Origin of the sequence: Aeromonas molluscorum, from assembly GCF_051376105.1 — a bacterium.
GTDB lineage: Bacteria > Pseudomonadota > Gammaproteobacteria > Enterobacterales > Aeromonadaceae > Aeromonas > Aeromonas molluscorum.
In genome coordinates, this window is record NZ_JBPQCY010000002.1 from 1,699,289 (window position 1) to 1,723,760 (window position 24,472).

18 protein-coding genes and 3 tRNA genes are annotated in these 24,472 nt (G+C 61.2%); 7 read left to right on the plus strand and 14 right to left on the minus strand.

Going from position 1 to position 24,472, the window contains the following annotated elements:
* Window positions 1-73: 73 nt before the first annotated feature.
* From ACSMDR_RS18360 to ACSMDR_RS18410, 11 genes are all read right to left on the minus strand, one after another.
* Window positions 74-1,432, minus strand: coding sequence for a hypothetical protein (locus tag ACSMDR_RS18360; protein WP_436469364.1), 1,359 nt, complete (start codon window positions 1,430-1,432; stop codon window positions 74-76).
* 90 nt (window positions 1,433-1,522) lie between these two features.
* Window positions 1,523-2,080, minus strand: coding sequence for a hypothetical protein (locus ACSMDR_RS18365; protein WP_436469180.1), 558 nt, complete (start codon window positions 2,078-2,080; stop codon window positions 1,523-1,525).
* Window positions 2,081-2,237: 157 nt separating this feature from the next.
* On the minus strand, window positions 2,238-3,662 hold the full coding sequence (locus ACSMDR_RS18370) for an FAD-dependent oxidoreductase (protein WP_436469181.1): 1,425 nt from the start codon (window positions 3,660-3,662) through the stop codon (window positions 2,238-2,240).
* Window positions 3,663-3,722: 60 nt separating this feature from the next.
* The gene (locus ACSMDR_RS18375) at window positions 3,723-4,553 is read right to left on the minus strand and encodes an FTR1 family iron permease (RefSeq protein WP_436469182.1); all 831 of its coding nucleotides are present in this window, start codon (window positions 4,551-4,553) and stop codon (window positions 3,723-3,725) included.
* Window positions 4,553-7,546 (minus strand): YncE family protein, encoded by a 2,994-nt coding sequence (locus ACSMDR_RS18380; RefSeq protein ID WP_436469183.1) that lies wholly within the window; start codon window positions 7,544-7,546, stop codon window positions 4,553-4,555. Before ACSMDR_RS18380 ends, ACSMDR_RS18375 begins: the two co-directional genes overlap by 1 nt.
* 4 nt (window positions 7,547-7,550) lie before the next feature.
* Complete coding sequence (locus tag ACSMDR_RS18385) at window positions 7,551-8,000, minus strand: hypothetical protein (RefSeq protein WP_436469184.1); 450 nt, start codon at window positions 7,998-8,000, stop codon at window positions 7,551-7,553.
* 290 nt (window positions 8,001-8,290) lie between these two features.
* Entirely contained in the window at window positions 8,291-8,749 is a 459-nt protein-coding gene (locus ACSMDR_RS18390; protein ID WP_436469185.1) for a hypothetical protein, read from the minus strand.
* Between the two features lie 87 nt (window positions 8,750-8,836).
* Window positions 8,837-9,340 (minus strand): YqhA family protein, encoded by a 504-nt coding sequence (locus ACSMDR_RS18395; RefSeq protein ID WP_436469186.1) that lies wholly within the window; start codon window positions 9,338-9,340, stop codon window positions 8,837-8,839.
* Window positions 9,341-9,584: 244 nt separating this feature from the next.
* Complete coding sequence (gene araA, locus ACSMDR_RS18400) at window positions 9,585-11,084, minus strand: L-arabinose isomerase (RefSeq protein WP_436469187.1); 1,500 nt, start codon at window positions 11,082-11,084, stop codon at window positions 9,585-9,587.
* 15 nt (window positions 11,085-11,099) lie between these two features.
* On the minus strand, window positions 11,100-11,798 hold the full coding sequence (locus tag ACSMDR_RS18405; protein ID WP_436469188.1) for an L-ribulose-5-phosphate 4-epimerase: 699 nt from the start codon (window positions 11,796-11,798) through the stop codon (window positions 11,100-11,102).
* Window positions 11,795-13,486: a ribulokinase gene (locus ACSMDR_RS18410; RefSeq protein ID WP_436469189.1), complete on the minus strand. Its 1,692-nt coding sequence runs from the start codon at window positions 13,484-13,486 to the stop codon at window positions 11,795-11,797. The genes ACSMDR_RS18405 and ACSMDR_RS18410 overlap by 4 nt, the downstream gene beginning before the upstream one ends.
* Before the next feature lie 360 nt (window positions 13,487-13,846).
* Here ACSMDR_RS18410 and ACSMDR_RS18415 point away from each other — a divergent pair, with 360 nt between their 5' ends.
* The 4 genes from ACSMDR_RS18415 to araC all read left to right on the plus strand — a co-directional run bounded on the left by ACSMDR_RS18415 (window position 13,847) and on the right by araC (window position 18,508).
* Complete coding sequence (locus tag ACSMDR_RS18415; protein WP_436469190.1) at window positions 13,847-14,830, plus strand: arabinose ABC transporter substrate-binding protein; 984 nt, start codon at window positions 13,847-13,849, stop codon at window positions 14,828-14,830.
* Window positions 14,831-14,904: 74 nt separating this feature from the next.
* On the plus strand, window positions 14,905-16,404 hold the full coding sequence (araG, locus tag ACSMDR_RS18420; protein WP_005901890.1) for an L-arabinose ABC transporter ATP-binding protein AraG: 1,500 nt from the start codon (window positions 14,905-14,907) through the stop codon (window positions 16,402-16,404).
* A 39-nt stretch (window positions 16,405-16,443) separates the two neighbouring features.
* Complete coding sequence (gene araH / locus ACSMDR_RS18425) at window positions 16,444-17,445, plus strand: L-arabinose ABC transporter permease AraH (RefSeq protein ID WP_040319157.1); 1,002 nt, start codon at window positions 16,444-16,446, stop codon at window positions 17,443-17,445.
* 151 nt (window positions 17,446-17,596) lie between these two features.
* A complete protein-coding gene (gene araC / locus ACSMDR_RS18430) occupies window positions 17,597-18,508 on the plus strand; it encodes an arabinose operon transcriptional regulator AraC (RefSeq protein WP_005901886.1) in 912 nt (303 codons plus the stop codon).
* A gap of 175 nt (window positions 18,509-18,683) precedes the next feature.
* On the opposite strand, the gene ACSMDR_RS18435 is transcribed toward araC, so the two are convergent.
* From ACSMDR_RS18435 to ACSMDR_RS18445, 3 genes are all read right to left on the minus strand, one after another.
* Window positions 18,684-18,759, minus strand: a tRNA-Asn gene (locus ACSMDR_RS18435).
* Between the two features lie 2 nt (window positions 18,760-18,761).
* A tRNA-Asn gene (locus tag ACSMDR_RS18440) sits at window positions 18,762-18,837 on the minus strand.
* Window positions 18,838-19,041: 204 nt separating this feature from the next.
* Complete coding sequence (locus ACSMDR_RS18445; protein ID WP_436469191.1) at window positions 19,042-20,445, minus strand: Na+/H+ antiporter NhaC family protein; 1,404 nt, start codon at window positions 20,443-20,445, stop codon at window positions 19,042-19,044.
* A 415-nt stretch (window positions 20,446-20,860) separates the two neighbouring features.
* On the opposite strand from ACSMDR_RS18445, the gene dauA reads away from it, so the two are divergent.
* The 3 genes from dauA to ACSMDR_RS18460 all read left to right on the plus strand — a co-directional run bounded on the left by dauA (window position 20,861) and on the right by ACSMDR_RS18460 (window position 24,112).
* Window positions 20,861-22,585 carry a C4-dicarboxylic acid transporter DauA gene (dauA, locus tag ACSMDR_RS18450; protein WP_436469192.1) on the plus strand — a complete coding sequence of 575 codons (1,725 nt, stop codon included), beginning with the start codon at window positions 20,861-20,863 and terminating at the stop codon, window positions 22,583-22,585.
* A 287-nt stretch (window positions 22,586-22,872) separates the two neighbouring features.
* Window positions 22,873-22,960: transfer RNA gene (locus ACSMDR_RS18455), tRNA-Ser, on the plus strand.
* A gap of 213 nt (window positions 22,961-23,173) precedes the next feature.
* Window positions 23,174-24,112 (plus strand): helix-turn-helix domain-containing protein, encoded by a 939-nt coding sequence (locus tag ACSMDR_RS18460; RefSeq protein WP_436469193.1) that lies wholly within the window; start codon window positions 23,174-23,176, stop codon window positions 24,110-24,112.
* Window positions 24,113-24,472: the final 360 nt, after the last annotated feature.

Sequence of the window (24,472 nt, forward strand, 5' to 3'; positions counted from 1 at the left end):
GTAGTGGGGGGATGCGGGCTGAGTGTAGTTGACGCCTTGCCTGAGCAGGCGCGTACCGGTTGCCTAGATCAGGTTAAGGGGGCGCTATCCCGAGCCAGAGCCCGGGCTCTGCCCGAAAGCGCGGCGCGAACCAGACAGGGACAAGAGGGTGACCAGGGGGAGTGAACTCGGGCAAGGGGCGACGGCTTAGCCGGCAGGCCCCCTGGGCGAGCGCCAGACGGGCATCTCCCTCATACCAGGCATCCGTGATGGCCAAGGTGCTCTGTTCCCTCAGCAGTCGAACCCCCCATTGGGTGACGAGGGCCGGGCACTGCTGCTCGGCCAGCACTCTGGCCGCGTGCAGGGCCGGTGGCCGGGCCGGGGTCAGGGTGGTGCAGAGCAGCAAGAGACCGGGCAGACAGAGCAGGGCCGTGGACAGGGTCTCATGGCGAGTGGGGGAGCTGTGCGGGGAGGCGAGCAGGCGCCACCATCCTTTGTCCGTCTCGCCGGGAGTGACCAGGGCGCCGGCAGCCAGCAGCAGGCTGAGCAGCAACAGGGGGGCGAGATGGCGGGGGTTATCCGGATTTTGGGCAAGCAGCGTCCAGAGCAGCAGGGCAAGCCAGCTCAGGCCATAGCGGCTGGCCAGTGCCCGCCCGCCCGCTGTCGCCATGTTGCGGATGCCGAGCCAGAGGAGGGGCAAGGCCAGCGGCCAGAGCGGACTGAACTGGGTATTGAGCGCCTGATACCAGCTCAGCAGGCGGTCCCCATGGGCCGCCGCCGTATTGCCCCACAGGGTGAAGTGGCCGCTGGTGAAACGGCGTCCCTCGCTAAAATAGGCCCAGCCATCTCCCTGCCAGACAAAGGCCAGGCAGAGCAGGCCCACCAACAGGATGGGCAGCAGCAAACACCGGGTGCGCCCTCCTTGCCAGCCGAGCAGCAGTGGCAGCAGGGCCAATACGAAGTAGGAAGGCCGAAGGCCCAGCATGATGCCGATGAGCGCCCCGGCCAGCATCAACCTGCGTGCGCTCGCTGTGGCATGGGTGCGTGGGGTCAGCGCGAGCAGGGCGCCAAGCCAAGCGGCCAGCGCCGGGCCATCGGACAGGCCTGCCAGCCCCAAGGCAGGCACCAGTGGCAGGCCAAGGCCAAGCAACCAGAAAGGCGCGAGCAAGCCAGGGGCCTGCCAGCGACGCACCACCAGCCAGGCGAGCAGGGGAGGGATAGGAACAGTTCCGAGCAGGCTGGCATAGTGCACGGCTGCAAGGGAGTCTGCCAGACCCAGATTGAGCAGCCGGGCCAGCCAGATGAAGACGGGGTAGCCTGGAAAGTGGGGGGCGAACTCGAGCACGCTAAAACGCGTCACCCCGTGGGCAAAATTGAGGGCATCGTCAGAATCGAGCGCCACAGGGAAGCCCAGGAGCCACCCCATCCAAACCACTTGCAACAGGGCCAGCAGCCAAACCTGGCGGCTGGCTCCGTGCCCCCAACGCCTCCGGCAAGAGAGGGGGTGGGGATGTGGTGACAGAGATCGTGTCAATGGCTGCAATCAGAGCGGCGCCAGCACTTCCATCAATGCCTGTTCGGCGCTGTCAAAGGCTTGACTGTCGGCAGCCTTGGCGCCGACCCCGAACACCCCAGGGTTGCCGATGGCGGCGAGGACCTGGGTCAGCGCCTGATCGGCTGCGGTGCGATCCTCCTCACTCAGGGAGGGCAGGATCAGATCCAGGAAGCGTTTGCTCTTGACGACCAGTACCTTGGCGGTTTGGTAATCCCCCAGATTCTGCCTGGCGCCTTCCAGGCGGCGTTCAATCTCGGCCTTGTAGGCTCGGTTGAGCAGGGCGGCCGTGCCCTGGGCATCCTTGGCCGCGATGGCGGCGGCGAGGGGTGCTTGCAGCACCACCTTGTGATGCTGCTCCAGATAGCTGAGCTCTTCGCTCAGTCCGGCCAAGATGGCGCTGCCATCCAGGCCCTCGCTCGCGGCACTCAGCAGCTGCTCGCGGGCATCGATCAGGGGCTCCTTGCCTGCCGCCGCGTAGGAGTAAGCCTGGGTCTGCCCCGCAGTGGCAAGTAACAAGATGGCGATAAAGCCGTGGCGGATGGTCATCCTATGCTCCTTGGTTCGATACCTAGTGTTCAATATGCGGTTCCGATGAGTCGCTCAGGCCAGACCCAAGGTCCCGAGGACGGTATTCTCGTTGCGATGATTGAAGGTGACAAGGCGTCCGTCCACATTGTCTTTCACTCCATTCCCAGGGGACCACTCACGCCACGCTCTGGGTCTCGATGACGGTGTTCTCGTTGCGATGATTGAAGATGGCGTGACGTCTGTCCACACCATCTATCACCATGTCGGCGGCCATCAGCCCCATCTCCATGGCGGTGTCGGTGAAGATGTAGCGAAACGTCCCCTGGCGACCGCTCATGATGAGGTTGCCAATCGGCATCAATGCCTGGATGGCGGCATCGCGCCGCCCCTGATAGCCAAGATCCATCAGCGGATAGGCATATTCACTGCGCGCCTCGAACGTCTCATCCCCCAGTTTGCGGGTATCTACCCCGAGACTCTCCAGATCCTGGCTGATCCGGCCGCGCAGATCGGCAAGCGGGGCCTGCCAGGTTTCATCTCCCGGAGTACAGGGCACTTCCAGCATCACGGATGTCTTGCCTACCGGCGCCATAAAGGGGCTGCGCCGGCGCGGCTCCTGCAAACGGGTGGCCAGGATATGGGGGTCGGAGAGGTACTGCCAGGTGTTATCCGACAGGTTCTCCTGATTGAGGGGCATGTTGATGAAGCGCAGGGCGCGGTAGTGCAGATCGCACGGCAAGCCCAGATGCTGGCAGGTGAGTGGCAGCGGCAGGGTGGAGATCACCTGATCAAAGGACTCGCTCCGTTCAACGCCATCCTGTTGCCAATGAACCCGATCGATCCGGTCAGCGGCTTGAGTCAGCCGGGTAATGGTGGCGCCGGTCTTGAGCTCCACGCCTGCCGCCACCAGCCGCTCTCCCAGGGTGGTGAAGATCTGGCCAAAGCCATACTTGGGATAGCGATACTTGCGGGCGTAGGTGCGTACCGAATGGCTGCCCTTGCGCCTTGGCAGCAGGCGGCGCGCCACGTCCTTCAAGTCGATGAGGCTGATGCGCTGGCCAGCCCAGTCGGCGGAGAGCCGGTCCGGGTTGATGCCCCACAGTTTGCCGGTGTAGCCCTCAAAGAACTGGCGATAGAGGGTGCGGCCGAAGTGGCTCATGATCCAGTCGGCGAAGCTTGCGCTGGCAAAGTCCGCCGGCTTCTTGGCGAAGGGCAACAGCAGCAGATCCTTCACCGCCCCGGCCATCAGGGGCAGGGGCGCCGTTTTGAGCAGGTTGGTCAGGTTCAGGGGGTAGTCATAGGTGCGCCCGCCAAAGCGGATCACGCTCTTGCGATCGGCGTGGAGCAGATCCTCTCCCATCAGTTCGTCGATGAAGGCGAGCAGCTCGGGGTTCTTGGTGATGAAGCGGTGTCCGCCGTAATCGAAGCGGTACTCCCCGTCGCGCCCCTTGAAGGTCTGGGTGGCACACATGCCACCCACGTCGCTCTCCTGCTCGAACAGGGTGACCGCAAAACCGGCCTGGTGCAGGCGCCAGGCGGCCATCAATCCGGCGGGGCCTGCGCCCAGTACGGCAACTTTTTGAATGCTGTTATCGCCCATCAATACCTATCCGAAAAAGAGAACAGGGGGCCCGCAGGCCCCGTTGCAGACGACGAGAGGTTATGCCTTGCTCGCTTCGACCTGCTTGTAACTGCGTTGCCAGAGGGTGACGAAGATGACCAGATAGGTGACCCACGTCAGTAACTGCAAGCCCGCCGGTGAGGCATTGTAGCCAAACAGTGCGCGCAAGAAGGTGCCGAACACCCCCTGATCGTCGAGGATATGGCTGATGTTGAACACCGGGGTCGTCCAGAAGGTGATGACCCCCGCCGCCTGCAGCATGTTGACGGCAGACGACAGCAGGCCGGCGGCGATGATGATGATGAGCAGGCCCGTCCAACGGAAGAAGGGGGCGAGTGCCACCTTGCGGGTGGATCGCAGCAATCCCCACACCAGCATGACCGAGAGCGCAAGCCCGGCCAGGGCGCCCATCAGCCCTTGATGGAGATCCACCCCCTGGCCCGAATAGACCAGGGCCGAGAAGAACAGCACGGTTTCGAACCCCTCGCGCATTACCGCCAGAAAAGCGAGCAGCACTAGGCCAAGCAGATTGCCACCATCGATCGCCGCATCGATGCGCGCCGTCATGGCCCCCACCTGGGATTTGGCCTGCTTTTGCATCCATACCGCCATGTAGGTCAGCACCAGGGTGGCGAAGATCAGGATCCCGGCCATCAGCAAGTGGTTGTAGCGTTCGCTCTCGAACTGGCTGACCACCACCTGGAACAGAAACGCCACCATCAGTGAGGCGACGAGACCCAGCCCCACCCCCAGATAGATGAACTTGTTGTAACGGCTGGCCCCCAGCTTGGCGAGGTAGGAGAGGCAGATGCCGACCAGCAGGAAGGCTTCCAGCCCCTCGCGCAGGGTAATGAGAAAACTTGCAAACATCAGCGTTCAGGCTCCATGACAGAGGAGAGTTGAGTGGGCTGCAACTGGGTCAGTTGTAGCCGGTTGAGTAGCACTATTGGGGGCTCGGGCAATTGCGGCTCGGTGGCGCGCACAGCGTCGTTGACCCACTTGGGGTAGGTGCGGAAATTGAGTTTGATGTCGGCGCGCAAGGGGCCCTGGGCCCCGGCAGGCAGCATCCAGCGCTCATCGCGCCAGCCATCGGCCGGGATGCGGGTATCCTCGAGCAGCTTGGCGTAGCGCCAGAACTTGAGCCCCACCGGCTTGCCGTCGGCATCGCCGAATACCTTCCTGAACAGCCTGGCATCCTCGGGGACGCTGCCATCCACCGGCTGGCCGCTTGCGAGCACCAGCTTGCCACTGGCATCGGTGACGGTCAGCTCCAGCCAGAGTTCACGAAAATCGGCGACCCCGGTGGGCAGGGCGTGGCCTGCGCCGGTATTGGCGACCCGCACCACCAGTTGCTGCCCATCGGCAGCCTGTTCGATACGGGCAGAGAGCGTCGCGCTGGATCGCAACAGCGCCAGGCTCTCCTGTTCAAGCTCGGCATTGCGCAGCCCCACCAGCTGGTGCTGGGCGCCGGTAAAATTGTGGCGATAGAGCCGCTCTTTCACTGTGCCGTTTTCAGTTGACTGGCCCGCCACAGGGGCGCCGCCGTTGCCAGGATCCGGATTCATGTGGCAGTCGATGCAGGTACGACGCTTGGCCGGGTCTTTGGCCGTGGCAAAGCTCGATTGTTGCCACTCATCCCAGGTGTTGACGATGTTGGCGCCGGTGCCCGGGGCAAACTCGTTGTGGCAGGATTTGCACAGGGCAGCATCCTGATAGAAGTCTTTCTGATAGGAGGCCTTGTGCATCGCCGGACGGGCATTGATCTGCCGCTCGGCCAGCCAGTGACGGACGCTACCACCGGGGGCATCTTCGAACACATAGCTCTCCCTGTCTTTGAGATTCACCGTGACGGCGCCATTGCCGCCAGCGTCTTCCAACCGGGTGATGCGATGACAGAACAGACAGCTGGTCCCCTCTTCCACCACTGGCTCTCCCGCTTGGTGCGCCTTGACAAGGGAAGCACCACCTCGCTCGAACATGTGGGAGCCCTTGGGCAGTGCGGTCTGGCCGGTCATCACCTGCTGGGGCATGTGGCAGCTCTGGCACCATTGGCCGAAAGCTTCTCCTTCTGTTTCCCGGGCCAGTTGCTGCACCACCTTGTAGTAGGGGTGGGAGTTGCCCATCAGCCGGTGATTGCTGTCGCTCCAGTCTGCGAAGGCCTGTTGGTGGCAGTTCTGACAGGAGGCGGAGTTGAGCCACTCCTTGGGATGGGTGGTCGGCGCCCTGGCAGGATCCCTGCGCGGCGCATCGAGTCGCAGCCAGCTGGCGAGGTAGGGCAGGTTGCCATCCGAGGTCACGAAGGCGTGCAAATCTTCCATCATGGCCTTTACCTCGGGCGGCGGATTGGCCGGATCGACAAGTTGCGCGCCGTCGCGGCTGTCATGACCCATGCCGCCTTGGGTCTGCTGGGTCATGCGCAGGTATTCACCGATGAAGTCCCCCGCCACCATGTTGGTAAGATTGGCGTGGCCGTTGATGGCGTTATCACGGCTATGTTGGCGATGGGCCTGCATCAGGGCGCGGTTGGTGAAGTTGAAACCGTCCAGATGACAGGAGTTGCAACTCATCCAGTTGTCTCCTGCCATGGGGAAGCGGCGACTGGCGCCGTCGTTGCTGAAGGTGTTGCCCAGGTTGAACAAGCGCTCCCCCCGCTTGAGAGCCGTCGGGCGTGGATCTGCTTCGACCAGTGTGGCGAAACGGGGATTATCGACGGTGACGCGGGCGAAGGGGCCGGGACCGCCGCTATTGAGCCGGGTGAGATCCTGGCTCATGGCGTTTTGGACCAGAATATGGTCGCCCTCGACCAGCAGGTCTCTGGGGTTCTGACCCGGCAGATGGCGCAGCAACTGGGTCGCCTTGGCGCCCCCCTGGAACTTCTTGCGTCTGTGGCGGTTGCTGTTCTGCTTGCCGCTGCGCGACAAGTCAAACACCAGCAGGTCTTCGGATCCCGCAAGCGTCAAGTAGACCCGCTTGCCATCGGCGGCGAAGCGGGCGGCGAAGGGGTTGGAGACAATCTGGCTGCGGTTGCCGACATTGGGCAAATTGATCTGCAAAAACAGCTGCTTTCGCTCATCGACCCGCTCCTTCTCCTCATCGAGATCTATGATGGAGACCGCCGGGAAGACGGTGCTCTGGAACTGGAAGGGGTGGTCGAAACTCCAGAGCACGTGGGGCAGCCAGGCCTCGCTGCCATCGGGGGAGAGGCTGATGCCGTCCAGCAGGCGCGGCAGGCCCTGAGAGTCGCTCGGCGTGTCGCTGTGGGTCTCGGCCAGGGTAATGATGTGGGGATTGGCCAAGTCGGCCTCTGCGGCGGTTGTCCTGAGGCTGGCCAGGTTGTAGATGGCCAGCTGGCCTGTCATGGCGCGGGTGAGGAGCAAGCGGTCATCGTCGGTGAGTGCCAGCCCGCGCGGGGTGTCGCCAGCGTCCAGATCTAGCTGACGCTTGCCTGCACTGTCATACGCCTGCAGCCTGCCCGCCTCGAACAGGGTGACCCAGAACCAGCGACGCTTGGGATCGAAGATGACGCCGTAGGGGCGATGACCGGTGGGGATCACCTTTTCAAGACGGAGATCCTCATTGAGCAGCAGCAGGCGATCGCCGCTGTAGTCGGTGACCAGCAGGTTACCGTTGTCGGCTCTTGCAACTTGACGAAGATCCCCGCCAAAGTGCACCTCTTCAAGCCGCTCACCGCTATCCCGTGCGAGCAGGGTGACGGAGCCGCCACTGAGGTTGGCCGTGACGAGGCGGGGGGCCCCCCCCTCTTCATAGGCTGTCAGGGCGCTGCCCATCTGCTGGGCATGAGCGCCTGAGGCGCCCATCAGCCAGGTCGCCGCGAGCAGGCAAGATAACAGCCACTTCAACATGGGATCAGGAACGCCATCTGAGCAGGGTCCAGCGCCAGGCGTGGCGCAGCACCAGGGGAGTGAGAAGCAGAGCGCTAAGCCAATGGGCCCAGCTTGCCAGTGAGCCCAGGCGATCGCCCGGTGTGCCATGCAATAGCAACAGCAGGCCACTGCCGAGACAGAGCAGCAGCAAGCCCTCGATGATGCGGCCAGTGGTGCGCAAGAAGGGCTTGCGGCTCTTGTTCAGCAGGCTGCGATGGGAGAGCCAGAAGGCACCAAACAGCAGCGGGAACAGGGAGAGGGAGAGCAGCACATGCAGAAACAGGTTCCAGCGCGCCAGCGACCAGACAGGGGTCAGCGGTTCCCACAACAGCAGGCCGGAGAAGAACATCAGATAGAGGCTGCCCTCGGCGGCCTGATGGTGATAGGCCAACCATTGCCAGAGGTGTCGTGGTGAGAGGAAAAGACTGGTCATAACGGCTCCACTGCCGGGGAATGACCCCAGGCGCAGCAAGTCTACAATGGGGTAAGGGCAATGAAAAGAATTATCAATTCGTTAATCAATGAATAGAAGCTGAATAAAACCACGGCACTCGCCTGGAGCATACAGGTCGTTGCGCTTCTCTCCTGGCATTCGTGGCAACGCGGAGTGAGGCCGTACTTGCGAAGGAAGGGACAGGGCAAGTAGAAGAGAGATTGCAATAATGACTGGAAAAATAGCGACAGGGCCACGGGATTTGCGGGCCCTGTCTCTCTATGCATGGGCTATTCGGGTTGGATCGGCCCTTTGGTGCCGGCGTCCGTGTCGTGCCAGGTATCCTGGCCCTTCAGGTTTCGGTCCCCCTGGATACGGTAAACGATCATGCCTTGCTTAAATTCCAGGGCGCCATCACTGCGCTTGGCACTGACTTTCTTGCCATTGACCCAGACGTGTTCGCTACCATCGATGCGAATGGTCGCCACTGTGTTGCCGTCGCTGCTCTTGGCCACCCACTGTCCGGCGTAGGGGGGGCTCTGGCTGGCAGGGGCACTCTCTGCCGCCGGGTTACTGAAGCCAGCCTTGGCATTTTCCGCCTTGCTCTTGTTGATGTCGCAGCCCTCGGCTTCCGACATCTGGGTACAACCGGATTGTTCGAGCTGCTGGCGATATTTGGTGCTGATCCCGTAGGCTGCGGGGGCGGCCAGGAGCAGCAAGCCAGCCGCCGTGATGATCACTCTTTTCATATGCTAATCACTCTTGGTTGGGTTGACTCGTCAACTGTAATGCCCCTCTGGTGAAGGCGCCAACAGCGCGGCGTCTGGGGGTTATGCTCAGGGTTTGGCAGGCTTGTGGTCATGATCCGCCAGCCGCTCCGTGATGGCGTAGATAAGCGCGGCGGTGGAGAAGGCGAGGAACACGATGACCGACCACTTCATCTCGGTCTCGTTGCCGACCCCATCTTCGAGGAAGGCCTTGAGGACCTCTATCCCGGCGATGGTGACCAGGGAGTTGATGACGATGAGCTTCAGCGAGGCAAAATTGATCTTGTAAAGCCAGTTATCGCCAAGGGCGGCGCGCTGCTCCGGGGTTTTGATGAATTGCACATAGCCGCACAGGGCAACCAGGATCAACATCTGGGCCACCAGCACAAAATCCACCAGGGTCAGCACCCCGGTCACCAGATCCAGATAATGGATGGTAAAAATATCGCGGCCCAGCTCGTAGAGCTTGATGGCAAATTTGACCATCAACAGCAATACGCTGAGCAACATGCAAATATAGAAAGGCAGCATCATGAGACGGCTGCTGGTAAGCAATAGATTGAAGCGACCCATGGACACTCCTTGGCTAAGACAGGGAGAGGGATTATGACTCAAATGGCTGTGATACAACATGCTGCGCAGCAGGTTTGCGTGTCGCATTCGCCTCGAATGGTTGCCCTGGTTGCGCGGGCAGGGGAGTAGGGCCGTTGCCCGGTGGCGGTGGCCTGTTCGAACGGGGCAAGGGAGTGGGGGCTGGCGCGCGTGGGTTGACTGACCATGGGATGAAAGAAGCCCCCGCGAGCGGGGGCGGATGGCCTTAGCGGCAGAGCTTGTAGTAGACCTCGTTCCACTGCAGCGCCTGTTTGAGGGCCGGGATCTGGGTGGCTGCGTCAATCACCACGCATTCGATGCCCATGATGTCGGCGAAGGTGCGCAGTTGCTCGATATCTACCGCCTGGGTGAACACCGAGTGGTGGGCTGCGCCCGCCAGGATCCAGGCCTCGGCACTGATCTGCAGGCTCGGCAGAGGGGTCCAGAGGGCACTGGCGACCGGCAGCTTGGGCATGGCCTGCGGCAAGTCCACCACGTTCAACTCATTGACCACCAGCCGGAAGCGATTGCCGAGATCGATGAGGCTGGCATTGACCGCCTTGCCGGCAGGGGCTGCAAACAGCAGGCGGGCCGGTGCGGCCTTCTTGCCTATCCCCAGGTGCTGGACATCGAGCAGTGGCTTCTCGGCGGCGATGGAGGGGCACACCTCCAGCATGTGGGATCCCAGTACCAGGTTGTTGCCCGCCTCCAGGTGGTAGGTGTAGTCCTCCATGAAGGAGGCCCCCCCCGGCAGGCCTGCCCCCATCACCTTGAGGGTGCGCAGCAGGGCCGCCGTCTTCCAGTCTCCCTCCGCCCCAAAGCCGAAGCCCTGTTGCATCAGGCGCTGAGAGGCCAGCCCCGGCAGTTGGTGCAGGCCGTGGAGATCCTCGAAGGTGGTGGTGAAGGCGCCAAAGCCGCCGTCGGTGAGGAATTTCTTCATCCCCAGCTCCTGGCGCGCCGCTTCATAGAGGGATCCCCGCTGCGGGCCGCCCACCTGTACCGCCTCGCTCAGGGTATAGGTCTGTTCATACTCGACCAGCAGCGCCTCGATGTCGGCGGCGGGCACGGCGTCGATCACTTTGACCAGATCGCCGACCGGGTGGTAGTTCACCTGATAACCGAACTGGATCTGGGCTTCAATCTTGTCGCCTTCGGTGACGGCCACGTTGCGCATGTTGTCGCCAAAGCGGGCGATCTTGAGGTGGCGGCTGTCGTGAATGGCGGCGGCGATGCGCATCCAGTTGCCGATCTTGCTCCTGGCCTCTTCATCTTGCCAGTGGCCGACCACTATGGTGCGTGGCAGCCGCAGGCGGGCCCCCATGAAACCGAACTCGCGCCCGCCGTGGGCGGTCTGGTTCAGGTTCATGAAGTCCATGTCGATCTCGCTCCAGGGCAGATCGCGGTTGAACTGGGTGTGAAATTGCAGCAGGGGCTTTTGCAGCTGACTGAGGGCCGGGATCCACATCTTGGCGGGGGAGAAGGTGTGCATCCACACCATGAGCCCGACGCACTGCTCGCTGTGGTTGGCATCGCGAGCGACGCTGCTTATTTCATCGAGGGTGGTGCCGGTGGGCTTGAGCACTATCTTGATGGGCAGCCCGGCCCCCTCGTTGAGCTGGCTGGTGATGGTGTGGGCGTGATCGGCCACCTGCTTCAGGGTGGTGGCGCCATACAGGTGCTGGCTGCCGACCAGGAACCACACTTCCAGCTGTTTCATGAATTCCATCTTGGTGTCCTCTGTTTAGACCTTTGTCTGGCCGTAATAGGCGTGTTTGCCATGTTTGCGCTGGTAGTGTTTTTCCAGCAGGTAGTCGGGCAGGGGCTGAGCCTGGGGGTTTATCTGGCCGGTGAGCCACGCCATGCGCGCCACCTCTTCCAGCACCACGGCGTTGTGCACCGCATCCTCGGCGCTCTTGCCCCAACTGAAGGGCCCGTGGTTGGCCACCAGCACCCCCGGCATGGTGAGAATAGGGGTCTGCTTGAGCGTCTCGACGATGAGATGACCGGTCAGCCCCTCGTAATCCTCTTCGACCTCCCTTGAGGTGAGCAGGCGCGAGCAGGGGATCTCGCCATTGAAGTAGTCGGCCTGGGTGGTGCCAAAAATCGGGATGGGGCGGCACGCCTGGGCCCAGGCGGTGGCGTGGGTGGAGTGGGTATGCACCACGCCGCCGAGCTCAGGGTAAGTGCGATAGAGCACCAGATGGGTGGCTGTGTCGGAGGAGGGTCGCAGGGTCCCCTCGACCTGCTTGCCCGCGAGATCCAGCACCACCATGTCTTGCACGCACATCTTGTCGTAGCTGACGCCGCTGGGCTTGATGACCACCAGACCCCGCTCCCGGTCGATACCGCTCACGTTGCCCCAGGTGAAGGTCACCAAACCGTGGCGCGGCAAGTCCAGGTTGGCGGTCAGTACTTGTTCCTTGAGGGTGTTGAGGTTCATGCGACGGCCCCCCGGTTGTAGAGCGGCTCGGCGGCGGCGCCCCAGGCGAGATAGCGCTGATAGAGCCGCTCATATTCGGCGACCCGTACCGGATCCGGCTGGTGGGTGCGCTCGATGGCGCTCGCCATGTGCTGCTGGGCCTTCGCCACATCGGCATGGATCCCGGCCGCGACGGCGGCAAAGATGGCGGCGCCGAGGGCGCAGCACTGATCCGAGCCCACCACCTGGATGGGGCGGTTCATCACGTCGGCGCAGGTCTGCATCACGGTGGCGGATTTGCGGGCAATGCCGCCAAGGGCAATCACCTGTTCCACCGGCACCTGCTGGCGGGTCATGCACTCCATGATGCTGCGGGCACCAAAGGCGGTGGCGGCCACCAGCGCGCCGAACAGGTCGGGGGCATCCGTCCCCAGATTGAGTCCCGTGATGGTGCCTTGCAGGCGCTGGTTGGCGTAGGGGGTGCGCCGGCCATTGAACCAGTCGATCACCACCGGCAGATGGGCCAGATCGCGCTGCTGCTCCCAGGTGGCGGCCAGGCTGGGCAACAGCTGCTGTTTCTGGGTCTCGATGGCGGTGCGCAGCTCGGGATACTGGGTGGCAAGCTGATCCAGCGGCCAGCTCAGTTGACGCTGATACCAGGCATAGATGTCGCCAAAGGCCGATTGGCCCGCCTCCAGCCCCACCATTCCCGGCACCACGCTGCCGTCGACCTGGCCGCAGATCCCTTTGATCGCGCGCTCGTCTATGGTGGCCTCGTCGGCGATCAGGATGTCGCAGGTGGAGGTGCCTATCACCTTCACCAGGGCATTCTTGCCTGCCCCGGCGCCTACCGCGCCCATGTGGCAATCAAACGCCCCCCCTGCAATGACTACTTCGCAGCTCAGATGCAGACGCTCGGCCCACTCCGGGGTCAGGGTGCCGACCGGCAGATCGGCGGTCCAGCTGTCGCTAAAGAGTGGGGAGTCGAGATCCTGGGTCAGCAAGGGATCCAGGGCATTGAGGAAATCGGCAGAGGGCAGGCCGCCCCAGCTCGGGTGCCACAAGGATTTGTGCCCGGCGGCGCAGCGCCCGCGTTTGATGTCGGCCGGGGCCTGGGTGCCGCTCAGGATGGCGGGCACCCAATCGCACAGCTCGACCCAGTTGCAGGCGGCGGCGCGCACCGCCGCGTCAGCTCGTGAAACGTGCAGGATCTTGGCCCAGAACCACTCGGAGGAGTAGGTGCCGCCGATATAGCAGCTGTAGTCGGGGAACTGGCCGCCGTGGCAGAGCGCCGTGATGGCCTCCGCCTCTTCGATGGCGGTGTGATCCTTCCACAGCACGAACATGGCATTGGGGTTGTCGGCAAATTCCGGGCGCAGGGCCAGCACCCGACCGGTTTCGTCGATGGGCGCCGGGGTCGAGCCGGTACTGTCCACCCCGATGGCGCGCACCGCGGCGCGCTGGGCAGGGGAGAGCTGGCCAACCACGTTCACCACGGCCTGCTCCATGGACTCCATGTAGTCGAGGGGGTGATGACGAAACTGGTTATGGACCGGCTGGCAATATTGGCCCGCCTGCCAGCGGGGGTAGTAGACGACATGGGTTGCGAGTTCCGCGCCATCGTGACAACGCACGGCGAGGGCTCTGACCGAGTCACTGCCAAAATCGAGGCCGATGACGATCTGTTCAGATCCAGGGTGCTCAGACATAGGTGCTCCTGACCATCAATGAGAGGGGACTGGGGAGGAACCATAGGAGATGAGAGGAAGGGGCGGTTAGCAATTGACTGCTAGAAATATGGATATTTAAGCTGTCAATGCCAGAGGGTGATGCCCCTCAAAAAAGGTATATGTAACTATTTTGCTAAAAACATAGACAAAATAGCTACAGTTTCATGACGTGATCTTGCTCTCCATTTTTTATTGGGAAAACGTTTACAACTTGTGTCGCTCATTTGGACAAAACAATAACTACATGTTTGAACAAGTTTTTATGTGTCTACGCCTTGAGAGGTTAAAGACGTAGCGCCTCCTTGAAGCATGGATTGATGGAACATTGGAGACAAAGGCATGAACAAAATAGTTAAAAGTCTGGTCGCGGTTGGTTTGGCTCTTGGTATAGCAAATACTGCTTTTTCAGCCGAGGAGTTGAAGCTGGGTTACCTGGTCAAGCAGCCGGAGGAGCCCTGGTTCCAGACCGAGTGGAACTTCGCCGACAAGGCGGGCAAGGATCTCGGTTTTGACGTCATCAAGATAGCGGTACCCGATGGCGAGAAGACCCTCAATGCCATCGACAGCCTGGCGGCCAACGGCGCCAAGGGCTTCGTCATCTGTACCCCGGATCCCAAGCTGGGCTCGGCCATCATGGCCAAGGCCAGGAGCCTGGATCTGAAGGTCATCACAGTGGACGATCAGTTCGTCAACGCCAAGGGCCAGCCCATGGAACAAGTGCCGCTGGTGATGATGGCCGCCAGCAAGATTGGTGAGCGCCAGGGTCAGGAGCTCTACAAGGAGATGCAAAAACGCCAGTGGGATGTGAAGAGTACCGGGGTGCTGGCCATCACGGCTGACGAACTGGATACCGCCCGTCGCCGGGTCGAGGGTTCCTTGAGTGCGCTCAAGGCCGCCGGTTTCCCCGAAGGCCAGATCTACCGCTCTCCGACCAAGGCCAACGATATTCCGGGGGCCCTGGATGCCGCCAACTCCATGCTGGTGCAGCACCCCGAGGTGAAGAACTGGCTCATCGTCGGCATGAATGACAATACGGTGCTCGGCGGCGTGCGTGCCACCGAAGGGCAGGGCTTCAAGGCTGACAACGTCATCGGTATCGGCATCAATGGGGTGGATGCGGTGAACGAGCTCTCCAAGTCCAGTGCGACCGGCTTTCTGGGTTCCTTGCTGCCAAGCCCGGATGTGCATGGCTACAAGAGCATCCAGATGCTCCATGACTGGGTAGTGAACGGTGTCGAGCCCGCCAAGTTCACCGAAGTGACCGACGTGGTGCTGATCACCCGTGACAACTTCAAGGCCGAGCTGCAAAAGAAAGGTTTGTGATAGGCGCAGTTTGAACCGTGACATCGATACCTGCATGGCACCGTTACGTCATGCAGGTTGGTTGGAGTGAACACATGAATCAGTCAGTTCCTTATCTGGAGTTTTGCAGCATCAGCAAGGAGTTCCCTGGCGTCAAGGCGCTGCAAAATGTCTCCTTCTCCTGCCATCGGGGCAGCATACACGCCTTGATGGGCGAAAACGGGGCGGGCAAATCCACCCTGCTCAAGATCCTGAGCGGTTTTCAGGCGCCCACGGCGGGCACCGTCAAGCTCGATGGCCAGGCGCGCGTCTTCGACAGCACGGTCGATGCCCTGGAGAGCGGCATCGCCATCATCTATCAGGAGTTGCATCTGATCCCCGAGATGACCCTGGCCGAGAACATCTACCTGGGTCAGCTGCCCACCCGCCGCGGAGTCATCGATCGGGAGAAACTCTATCAGGATGCGGCCAGGCAGCTGGCCAGGCTGGGGATGGACATACCGCCGGAGACGCCGCTCAAGTATCTGTCGCTGGGCCAGTGGCAGATGGTGGAAATCGCCAAGGCCCTGACCCGGGATGCCCGCATCATCGCCTTCGACGAGCCGACCAGCAGCCTCTCGTCCCGCGAGATAGAGCAGCTGTTTCGGGTCATTCGTCAGCTGCGCGACGAGGGCAAGGTCATTTTGTACGTCTCTCACCGGATGGACGAGATCTTCGCCCTGTGCGACGCCATCACCGTCTTCAAGGATGGCCAGTTCGTGCGCACCTTTGACGACATCGCCGAGGTGAGCCGCGATCTATTGGTCAAGACCATGGTGGGGCGCGAGCTGACCGATATCTATGGCTACAGTCCCCGCCCTATGGGGGAGGTGGGCTTGCGGGTGCACAATCTGATGGGACCCGGGTTGAAGGCACCAGTCTCGCTTGAGGTGAAGCGCGGCGAGATCCTCGGCATCTTCGGCCTGGTGGGCGCCGGTCGCAGCGAGCTGATGAAACTCATCTTTGGCGCCGACAAGATGGTCTCCGGCGAGATCGCGGTGTTTGGCAAACAGGTGCCCATTCGCAACCCCATCGATGCCATTCGCAGCGGCATCATGCTCTGCACCGAAGACAGAAAGGCGCTCGGCATCATTCCCATCCATTCGGTGCAGGAGAACATCAACATCAGCGCCCGGCGCCACAAGGCGTGGGGGGGCTTCTGGATCAATCAGAAATGGGAAGACGAGAACGCGCGGCTGCGGATCCGCGATATGCGAGTCAAGACCCCGTCCGCGTCGCAGGCCATCATGCACCTCTCTGGTGGCAACCAGCAGAAGGCCATTCTGGGCCGCTGGCTCTCCGAAGAGATGAAGGTGATTTTGCTCGACGAGCCGACCCGGGGCATCGATGTCGGGGCAAAAAACGAGATTTACAACGTGATTTACGATCTGGCCAGGGTGGGTATCGCCGTGGTGGTGGTATCGAGCGAGCTGCCGGAGGTGCTGGGCATTGCGGATCGGATCATGGTCATGCGGGAAGGGGTGATCGCCGGGGAGCTCTCCCACGATGACGCCGATGAAATCAAGGCGCTCAATCTGGCCATGCCGGCACGTTAGTGCTGCCTGATAGTGATGTGACATAACGAGGACTTAATCATGGTTACAACTACCTCTGCGCAACAGAGTGCGGCTATCTCTCCCGCAAGCCACTCCCGGCAGCAATTGACCCGCATCTGGGATCAATACGGCATGCTGGTGATCTTCGCCATCCTGTTTCTGCTGGCCTGTCTGTTCATCCCCAACTTTGCCAGCCTGATCAACATGCGCGGCCTGGGACTGGCCGTCTCCATGTCCGGCATGGTGGCCTGCGGCATGCTGTTCTGCCTCGCCTCCGGCGAGTTCGACATGTCGGTCGGCTCCGTGGTGGCCTGCTCCGGGGTCGCCTGCGCGGTCGGCATCAACGCCACCGAGAGCATCACGGTCGGCATCCTGGCCGGCATGTCGGTGGGGGTGTTGTTTGGCCTCATCAACGGCATAGTCGTGGCCAAATTCAAGATCAACGCCCTCATCACCACGCTGGCCACCATGCAGATGGCGCGCGGGGTGGGTTACATCATCTCGGACGGCAAGGCGGTGGGCATAGTGGAAGAGGGTTTCTTCGAGCTGGGCAATTCGGCCTGGCTGGGGGTGCCGACGCCGGTCTGGCTGACGGCCATCTGCTTCGTGCTGTTTGGCCTGCTGCTCAACAAGACCACCTTTGGCCGCAATACCCTGGCCATGGGGGGCAATGAAGAGGCTGCGCGCCTGGCCGGGGTCAACGTGGTGCGCACCAAGATCATCATCTTCACCATGACCGGACTGATTGCCTCCATCGCGGGCATCATACTGGCGTCGCGCATGACCTCCGGCCAGCCCATGACCTCCATCGGTTTCGAGCTGGTGGTCATCTCCGCCTGCGTGCTGGGCGGGGTCTCCATGAAGGGGGGCATCGGCAAGATCTCCTACATCATCGCCGGGGTGCTGATCCTGGGCTTGATGGAGAATGCGATGAACCTGCTCAATATCTCGCCCTTTGCCCAGTACGTGGTGCGCGGCCTGATCCTGCTCGCGGCCGTCTTGTTTGACCGCTACAAGCAGGTGCGCAAGGCGCGAGTCTGAGGTCCATGGTCGGCGTGATCCCAGGCCAGCGCTCCGCTGGCCTTGTTCCCGACGGTTCACCACCCTGGTCAGGGGCGTGATTGTGAGCCAGTTCAATAATTTCACACCCTGTTGGCGAGCAGATAGCGTGTTCGAAGGATGAATCCCTACAATGGACCATGCTGATTTCTTTACCGAAAAACTTTTTTCTGCCATGTCCTCGATGCAAAAAGACAAGCCAAAACAGCTCAACCCCCTGCTACCCGGTTACGCATTCGATGTGTTTCTGGTGTCCGGCATGACGCCCATCGAGCAGGGGAGTGCGCTGGACTTCATCATCGACAGACCCCTTGGCATGAAGGGGTTCATCGTCAACCTGACCATCAAGGGCAAGGGCCAGATCTTCGGGGGGGAGCAGGCGTTTACGGTCGAACCTGGCGATCTGCTGCTCTTCCCACCAGCTGCCGTACACCATTACTGCCGCGCGCCGGATGCAAAGGAGTGGTATCACCGCTGGGTCTATTTCCGGCCCAGAGCCTATTGGGCGGATTGGCTCAAATGGCCGCGGCGAGTGGAGAACGTGGGGCGCTTGAATCTGGCGGATAGCCAGTTGCTCCTGGAGTTTGACCGGCTTTTTCTCGATATCGAAGAGACTCACAAGCAGATCCGCCCCATGTCCGAACAGCTGGCGATGAACCTGCTGGAGCGCTTGCTCATCCGCTGCTACGAGGCCTCCTCCCTGACTGACTACCCCACGGTGGATCACCGGGTCCACGAGGCGTGCCAGATCTTGAGCGAGTCGCTCTCTTCGGAGATCTCCGTCGAGGCGCTGGCCGAGAAGGTTTTCCTCTCGCCATCGCGGCTGGCTCATCTCTTTCGCGAGCAGGTGGGGGTGAGCATAGTGCGCTGGCGCGAAGATCAGCGGATCATCCGGGCCAAGCTCTTGCTGCAAACCACCCCCATGTCGGTGGCGGTGATCGGGCAGCAGGTGGGGTATGACGATCAGCTCTATTTCTCGCGGGTATTCAAGAAACGGGTGGGGGTCAGCCCGACCGAGTACCGCAAATGCGCCACGCCGCTGTGAATGGGGTATTGGCACAAGGCCAGTGCAGTACTGCCTGAGCCAAGACAGCAGACCAAAGAGATGGCGGGGCAGGGCCCATGGAGAGTGACATGAGAAGCTGGAAGGCAACAAAAAAACCGCATGGCGCAAGGCGATGCGGGTTTTTTGTCGTCCGAAGAGCAATCGGACTGAAATGTGGCTCCCTCGACAGGACTTGAACCTGTGACATACGGATTAACAGTCCGCCGTTCTACCGACTGAACTACGAGGGAATTGGCTCCTCCTGCTGGACTTGAACCAGCGACATACGGATTAACAGTCCGCCGTTCTACCGACTGAACTAAGGAGGAATAGCCTGTCTCGTTGAGACGAAGCGCATATTAAAGAGCCGGGCGCCGGGTGTCAAGTCGGCACTCGGCTACAAATATTACTTTTGATGCTGTTTGCCGAAAACTTGGCCGTTATGGGACATTTTCAGCACATTCAGCGACTTGCCAGTGAATACTCCTCAATTATCAAATACCTGAGCAGGCGGGTTACTGACCCGCCTGCAATCAGGCGATAATAATGAAGCCGACAAATGCAATGGCAGCGGTCAGCAGGGCATAGGGCAACTGAGTCACCGCATGACCAACCAGATCGCAGCCTGAGCCCTGGGCCGCCAGCACGGTTGAGTCGCTATAGAAGCAGGCCTGGCTCCCAAATGATGACGCAGACAACAGGGCGCCTATCACCAGCGGGATATCGGCGCCGACCGAGTGAGCCAGGGGCATGACGATGGGGATGGTGACCGCGAAGATCCCCCAGGAGGAGCCGGTGGCAAACGCCAGCACCGCCATGGAGACGAATACCACCGCGGGCAGCAGTTGCGGCGTCATGTAGGGGGTCAGGCTGTTGATCACGTATTGCGGCAGCTGCAGCTGATCACAGACATCCTTGAAGACGAAGGCGGCGATCACGGTGCCGATGGCGGGCAACATGGTTTTGAAGCCGTCGATCATCTGCTCCATCATCTCGGCAAGGGGCATCAGCCGCTGGGCCAGGTAGTAGGGAATGGTCAGCAGCAAGGTAACCAGCAGTCCCTTCCAGATGTCGATGTCGAAATAGACGGTAAAACCCACCAGCATGGCCATGGGGACCAGGAAGTTGTGCAGCTTGCCACCGCGATCGGCCTGGGCGAACTCCTCCTCGATGGACTTGATCGCATAACTATCCGGGGTGAGTCCGGCGTCTTGAGTGAGCTCGGCATCGCTGACCCGCATGGCGCCAACGCTGCCATGCTGGGCACGTTGTTCGGCCCGCTTCATGGGGCCTATGGCGGGCACCACGCCCAGGATCACCAGCAGCACCATCAGCACGGCCAGCCAGGCATAGAGCATGTAGGGGATAGCCTGGAAGTAGACGTTGATCCCTTCGCCGGTGGCCGCCACGCCGTTATTTTCCAGCAGACCGCCGAAGAAGACAGCCCAGGTGGAGAGGGGCACCAGTACGCAGACCGGGGCCGCGGTGGAGTCCACCACATAGGCCAGCATTTCTCGGGAGACCTTGAAGCGATCCGTGACTCTCTTCATGGTCTCGCCCACGGTGAGGGCGTTGAGGTAGTCATCGATGAAGATGACCAGGCCCAGCACGAAGGTCATGAACAGCGAGGATTTCGGTCCCTTGGCCAGCTTGAGCGCCTGCTGGCCGAAAGCCATGGCGCCGCCGGTACGCACCAGCAGGGCGATAAGGGAGCCAAAGCTGCCACATACCAGGATCAGCCAGCCAATGGTCTCGTCCTGCATGGTGCGCAGCGAAACCTCGGCGAAGGTATCTAGGGCATCGAAGGGGTTGGCGCTTAGCAGCAGCAGGCCCGCAACCGTCCCTATGATGAGGGAGAGAATGGGGCGGCGCAGCCAGATGGCCAGTACCAGCACGACGATGGGGGGGATGAGACTCAGGGCAGTCGGTTCGGACATGCGCATAGGGTCCTTTTATCGGGACCGGCCTTGGCCGGCATACTAAAAAAGAGTGCCCGGCAAGGTGATGTCGAGGGGCAATACTGCTTCTTATCGGGGTGACAGGGGAGGGGATGGGATCCCGTCGCGCAGTCACCGACTCCGGCCAAAAACATCGGCGCAGAAACTAAGGCTCATTGGGTGCTGAGTCAACCCAAAATCCGCCTAATGAGGCAAAAGTCGGCAATATGGCGGCTATCTTGGTTATTTGCCGAAGAGTTACCCTTTAATTGATCCTGCCCATCGAAATAGCGGGGGCTATCGGTTAAGGTTGCATGAGATACCATCGCCGCGTCGACACTCCTGCCGGCCCTTGATGATGATCGGGTGCCGATTCCATCGGCCTTTGTCTCTCTGTTCTGGTATTACGACATCAATGCATACTAAAAAAGCACCACTTCCCGTGAGGCTCGCCGTGGCATTACGCCAATCCTGCCTGGATGAGCCATATACACTGACCCGCCTGGGTCGCGATCTGGTGGCCGGTATTACGGTCGGCATCATCGCCATCCCGCTGGCCATGGCCCTGGCCATCGCCAGCGGCGTGCCCCCCCAGCATGGGCTCTATACCGCCATCATTGCCGGTATCGTCATCGCCCTGACCGGTGGCTCGCGCTACTCCGTCTCTGGCCCTACCGCTGCGTTTGTGGTGATCCTCTATCCGGTTGCCCAGCAGTTTGGCGTCGGCGGACTGCTGGTGGCGACCCTGATCTCGGGTTTCTTCCTGGTCGCCATGGGACTGGCCCGCCTCGGCCGTCTCATCGAGTACATACCGCCCTCGGTCACACTCGGCTTTACCGGGGGTATTGCCATCGTGATTGCGACCTTGCAGCTCAAGGACTTCTTCGGCCTGCAGGTGGTCGAGATGCCGGAAACCTATCTGGGCAAGGTGGAGGCGCTGATCCATGCCCTGCCGAGCTGGCAGTGGGGAGATACCCTCATCGGTGTGACCACGCTGGCCGTCCTGCTGCTCTGGCCCAGGCTCAAGCTGCCGGTGCCGGGCCATCTGCCCGCCGTACTGGTGGGGGCAGGGTTGGGTGTCGCCCTGCACGGTTCAGGTATCGAGGTTGCCACCATCGGCAGCCAGTTCCACTATCTGTTGCCGGGTGGCGGTCAGGGGGCGGGCATTCCCCCTCTGGCCCCCACTCTGCTGATGCCATGGTCCCTGCCCGGGCCCGATGGCCAGCCGGTGAACTGGGATCTGGCCGCCATTCAGCAACTGCTGCCAGCGGCATTTTCCATGGCGATGCTGGGGGCTATCGAATCCCTGCTCTGCGCCGTGGTGCTCGATGGCATGACCGGACGCAAACACAGCTCCAACACCGAGCTGGTGGGGCAGGGGCTGGGTAATATCGTGGCTCCCTTCTTTGGGGGGATCACGGCCACTGCCGCCATTGCGCGCTCCGCTGCCAACGTGCGGGCCGGCGCCACCTCACCCATCTCGGCTGTTATCCATGCTCTGGTGGTATTGGCCGCGGTGCTGGTGCTGGCTCCCTGGCTCTCCTGGCTGCCGCTTTCTGCCATGGCGGCTCTGCTCCTGATGGTCGCCTGGAACATGAGCGAGGCGCACAAGGCGGTGGAACTCATCCGCCGTGCTCCCGGTTCGGATGTGCTGGTGTTGCTGGTCTGCCTGTCGCTCACCGTCATTTTCGACATGGTGATTGCCATCACCTTCGGGGTGATCCTGGCCTCACTGCTCTTTATGCGCGAGATTGCCAGAATGACCCTGTTGCAGGACTTGGGGCAGCACAAGCGCCATCAACATCAGGTGCCCGAACTGGGTCTGCTCTACCGCATCAACGGCCCGCTCTTCTTTGCCGCTGCCGATCGGGTATTTGGCGAATTGACCGAGCAGGTGCAGGATCACAGACTGCTGGTGTTGCAGATGGATGCCGTCTCCATCCTGGATGCGGGAGGCCTGTCGGCTTTTCTCCATTTCAAGCAGCAGATGGCCAAGGCCGGGGTGAACCTGCGCATTGCCGAGTTGCAGTTTCAACCCCTCAAGACGCTGGCGCGCGCCAAAGTGGTGCCGGTGGCAGGCAAGCTGGAGTTTTACAGCACCCTGGAGGAGGCCTTGGTGGGAGAGGTTACCCCTGCTTGATAGCGCGTGGTGAGGTGATGGGATGCGTTTTGTCATGATTTTCGCCAATTGGTGCAGATCTTGAGCAAACGGCCGTGAAGAACAATAAATTGCGTTGACCCGCTCAGGCCCATCCCTTACATTACGCCTCGTTGTCGCGGCATTGACCGCCAACAAATGTGGTACTCAAGCACATTAAATGATGAGTAAAGTTTTGGTGCGGTGTCCGAATGGCTGCCCACCGACGAAGTCGGAATAGAAGTGCGCAACCCGTGCTCCGAAAGCCACTTCAAAGCAGTAAAAAATTTGGTGAGGTGTCCGAGTGGCTGAAGGAGCACGCCTGGAAAGTGTGTATACGGCAACGTATCGAGGGTTCGAATCCCTCCCTCACCGCCATATTGAAAAGCCCGACTCAGGTCGGGCTTTTTGCATTTCTGACGTTTACGCGACCTTTCATGGGCCTGCCAGAGAAGCCCTCTCTCCATGGGCTGGCTGGCGGCACTCAGTACAAATGATATGGGTGGGCCTCGCAGCGCAACAGCTGATGAGCCTATACCCGCCCTTGGGGAATATGCCACACTGACTGCCCTTTTGATCAGGGCCGACCCTATGTCAGATCCCGTTTGCTCCCCCCTCCTGGACGGTCAGGCTCCCACGGAGCCGGCGCATTTTACCCGGATAGGGAGGGTGCTGAGCCATATCCATCAACACCTGGATGAGCCGCTTTTAGTCGCCGATCTTGCCGCGCTCAGCTGCTGGTCACGCTGGCAGTTGCAGCGGGTGTTCCAGAGTGAGACGGGTCTGACGGTGGCGGCTTATGTGCGTGAACTCAAGCTCAGTCGCGCCGCCGTCGCCTTGCTGGGTGGCCGGGAGCGGATCCTGGATCTGGCTCTGCGCCACGGTTACGACTCAGAGGTGAGTTTTAGCCGCGCTTTCAAACAGCAATTTGGCTGCTCGCCGCTGGCTTATCGCAAACGTGGCTTGCGGGTCGGGCTGCGCCAGCCCATCAGTCAACTGGGGCCGCGGGGCCTGGGGGAGGGCAAGTGGCTGCAAGTGCGGGTCGAGACGAGGTCTGCCTTCCACTTGCTGGGTGTGCGGGGGGAGATCCGCGGCCTCTTTGCCGAGCAGCCCGATTTTCAGCAGCAAGTACCCGCCATCTGGCAAAGGGTGCAGGCACTGCCGGGGGGAGTGCAGCTGAACGGCTTGCCCCTGCTCGGGGTGAGCGATCTGCGGGCCCATCAGGATGAGGCGCACCGTTTCCCTTACTGGGCGGGGATTGCGCCAAGTGAGCAGCCAGAGGAAATGCCCCTCACCTTGACGGGCGCCGAGACATTGCAGGTGCCAAGCCAGACCTACGGCGTGGTCACCCACCAGGGGCCCATCGCCCTGTTGCCGCAAACCTTGAGCTGGTTTATCGAGCAGTGGTTGCCTCACTCTGGCTATCGTGGCCTGGATGGTCTGGAACTGGAAGCCTATCCCGCCAACTATCAGGGCAAGGCGCAAGATGCTTCCATGAGCTACTGGTTACCCATAGCCCCCTTGCCATAGCCCAGGGAAGCTACCCAGCTCCCGCCCCTCGCACTAGCAAGCAGCCAGGGCGCCAGACTTGGGACCCTGTGGCGAGTCAGACCAAGATCTCGCCACAGGGGGCGGGCAGACCCTCTTGCCCTATATCCCCTTGCTGGTTCTGGCACCTCCTTGCACCCAGTCTCATCTCTCCCCCGTGCTTTCTATTTTCTCCTCTCAGCAGGTGGCGTCCTGACTGCCATCATGTTTCCTATATTCTGCCCGGTTCGATATAAAAAGCCTCGTAAGAGGCTGATTGTGGAGCCGTTCCTGGTCAAGATGCCCCAAAATGTTAAGTGTGGCGAAAAATAGCTGATTAAAATGCAAATGATATTTGTTACT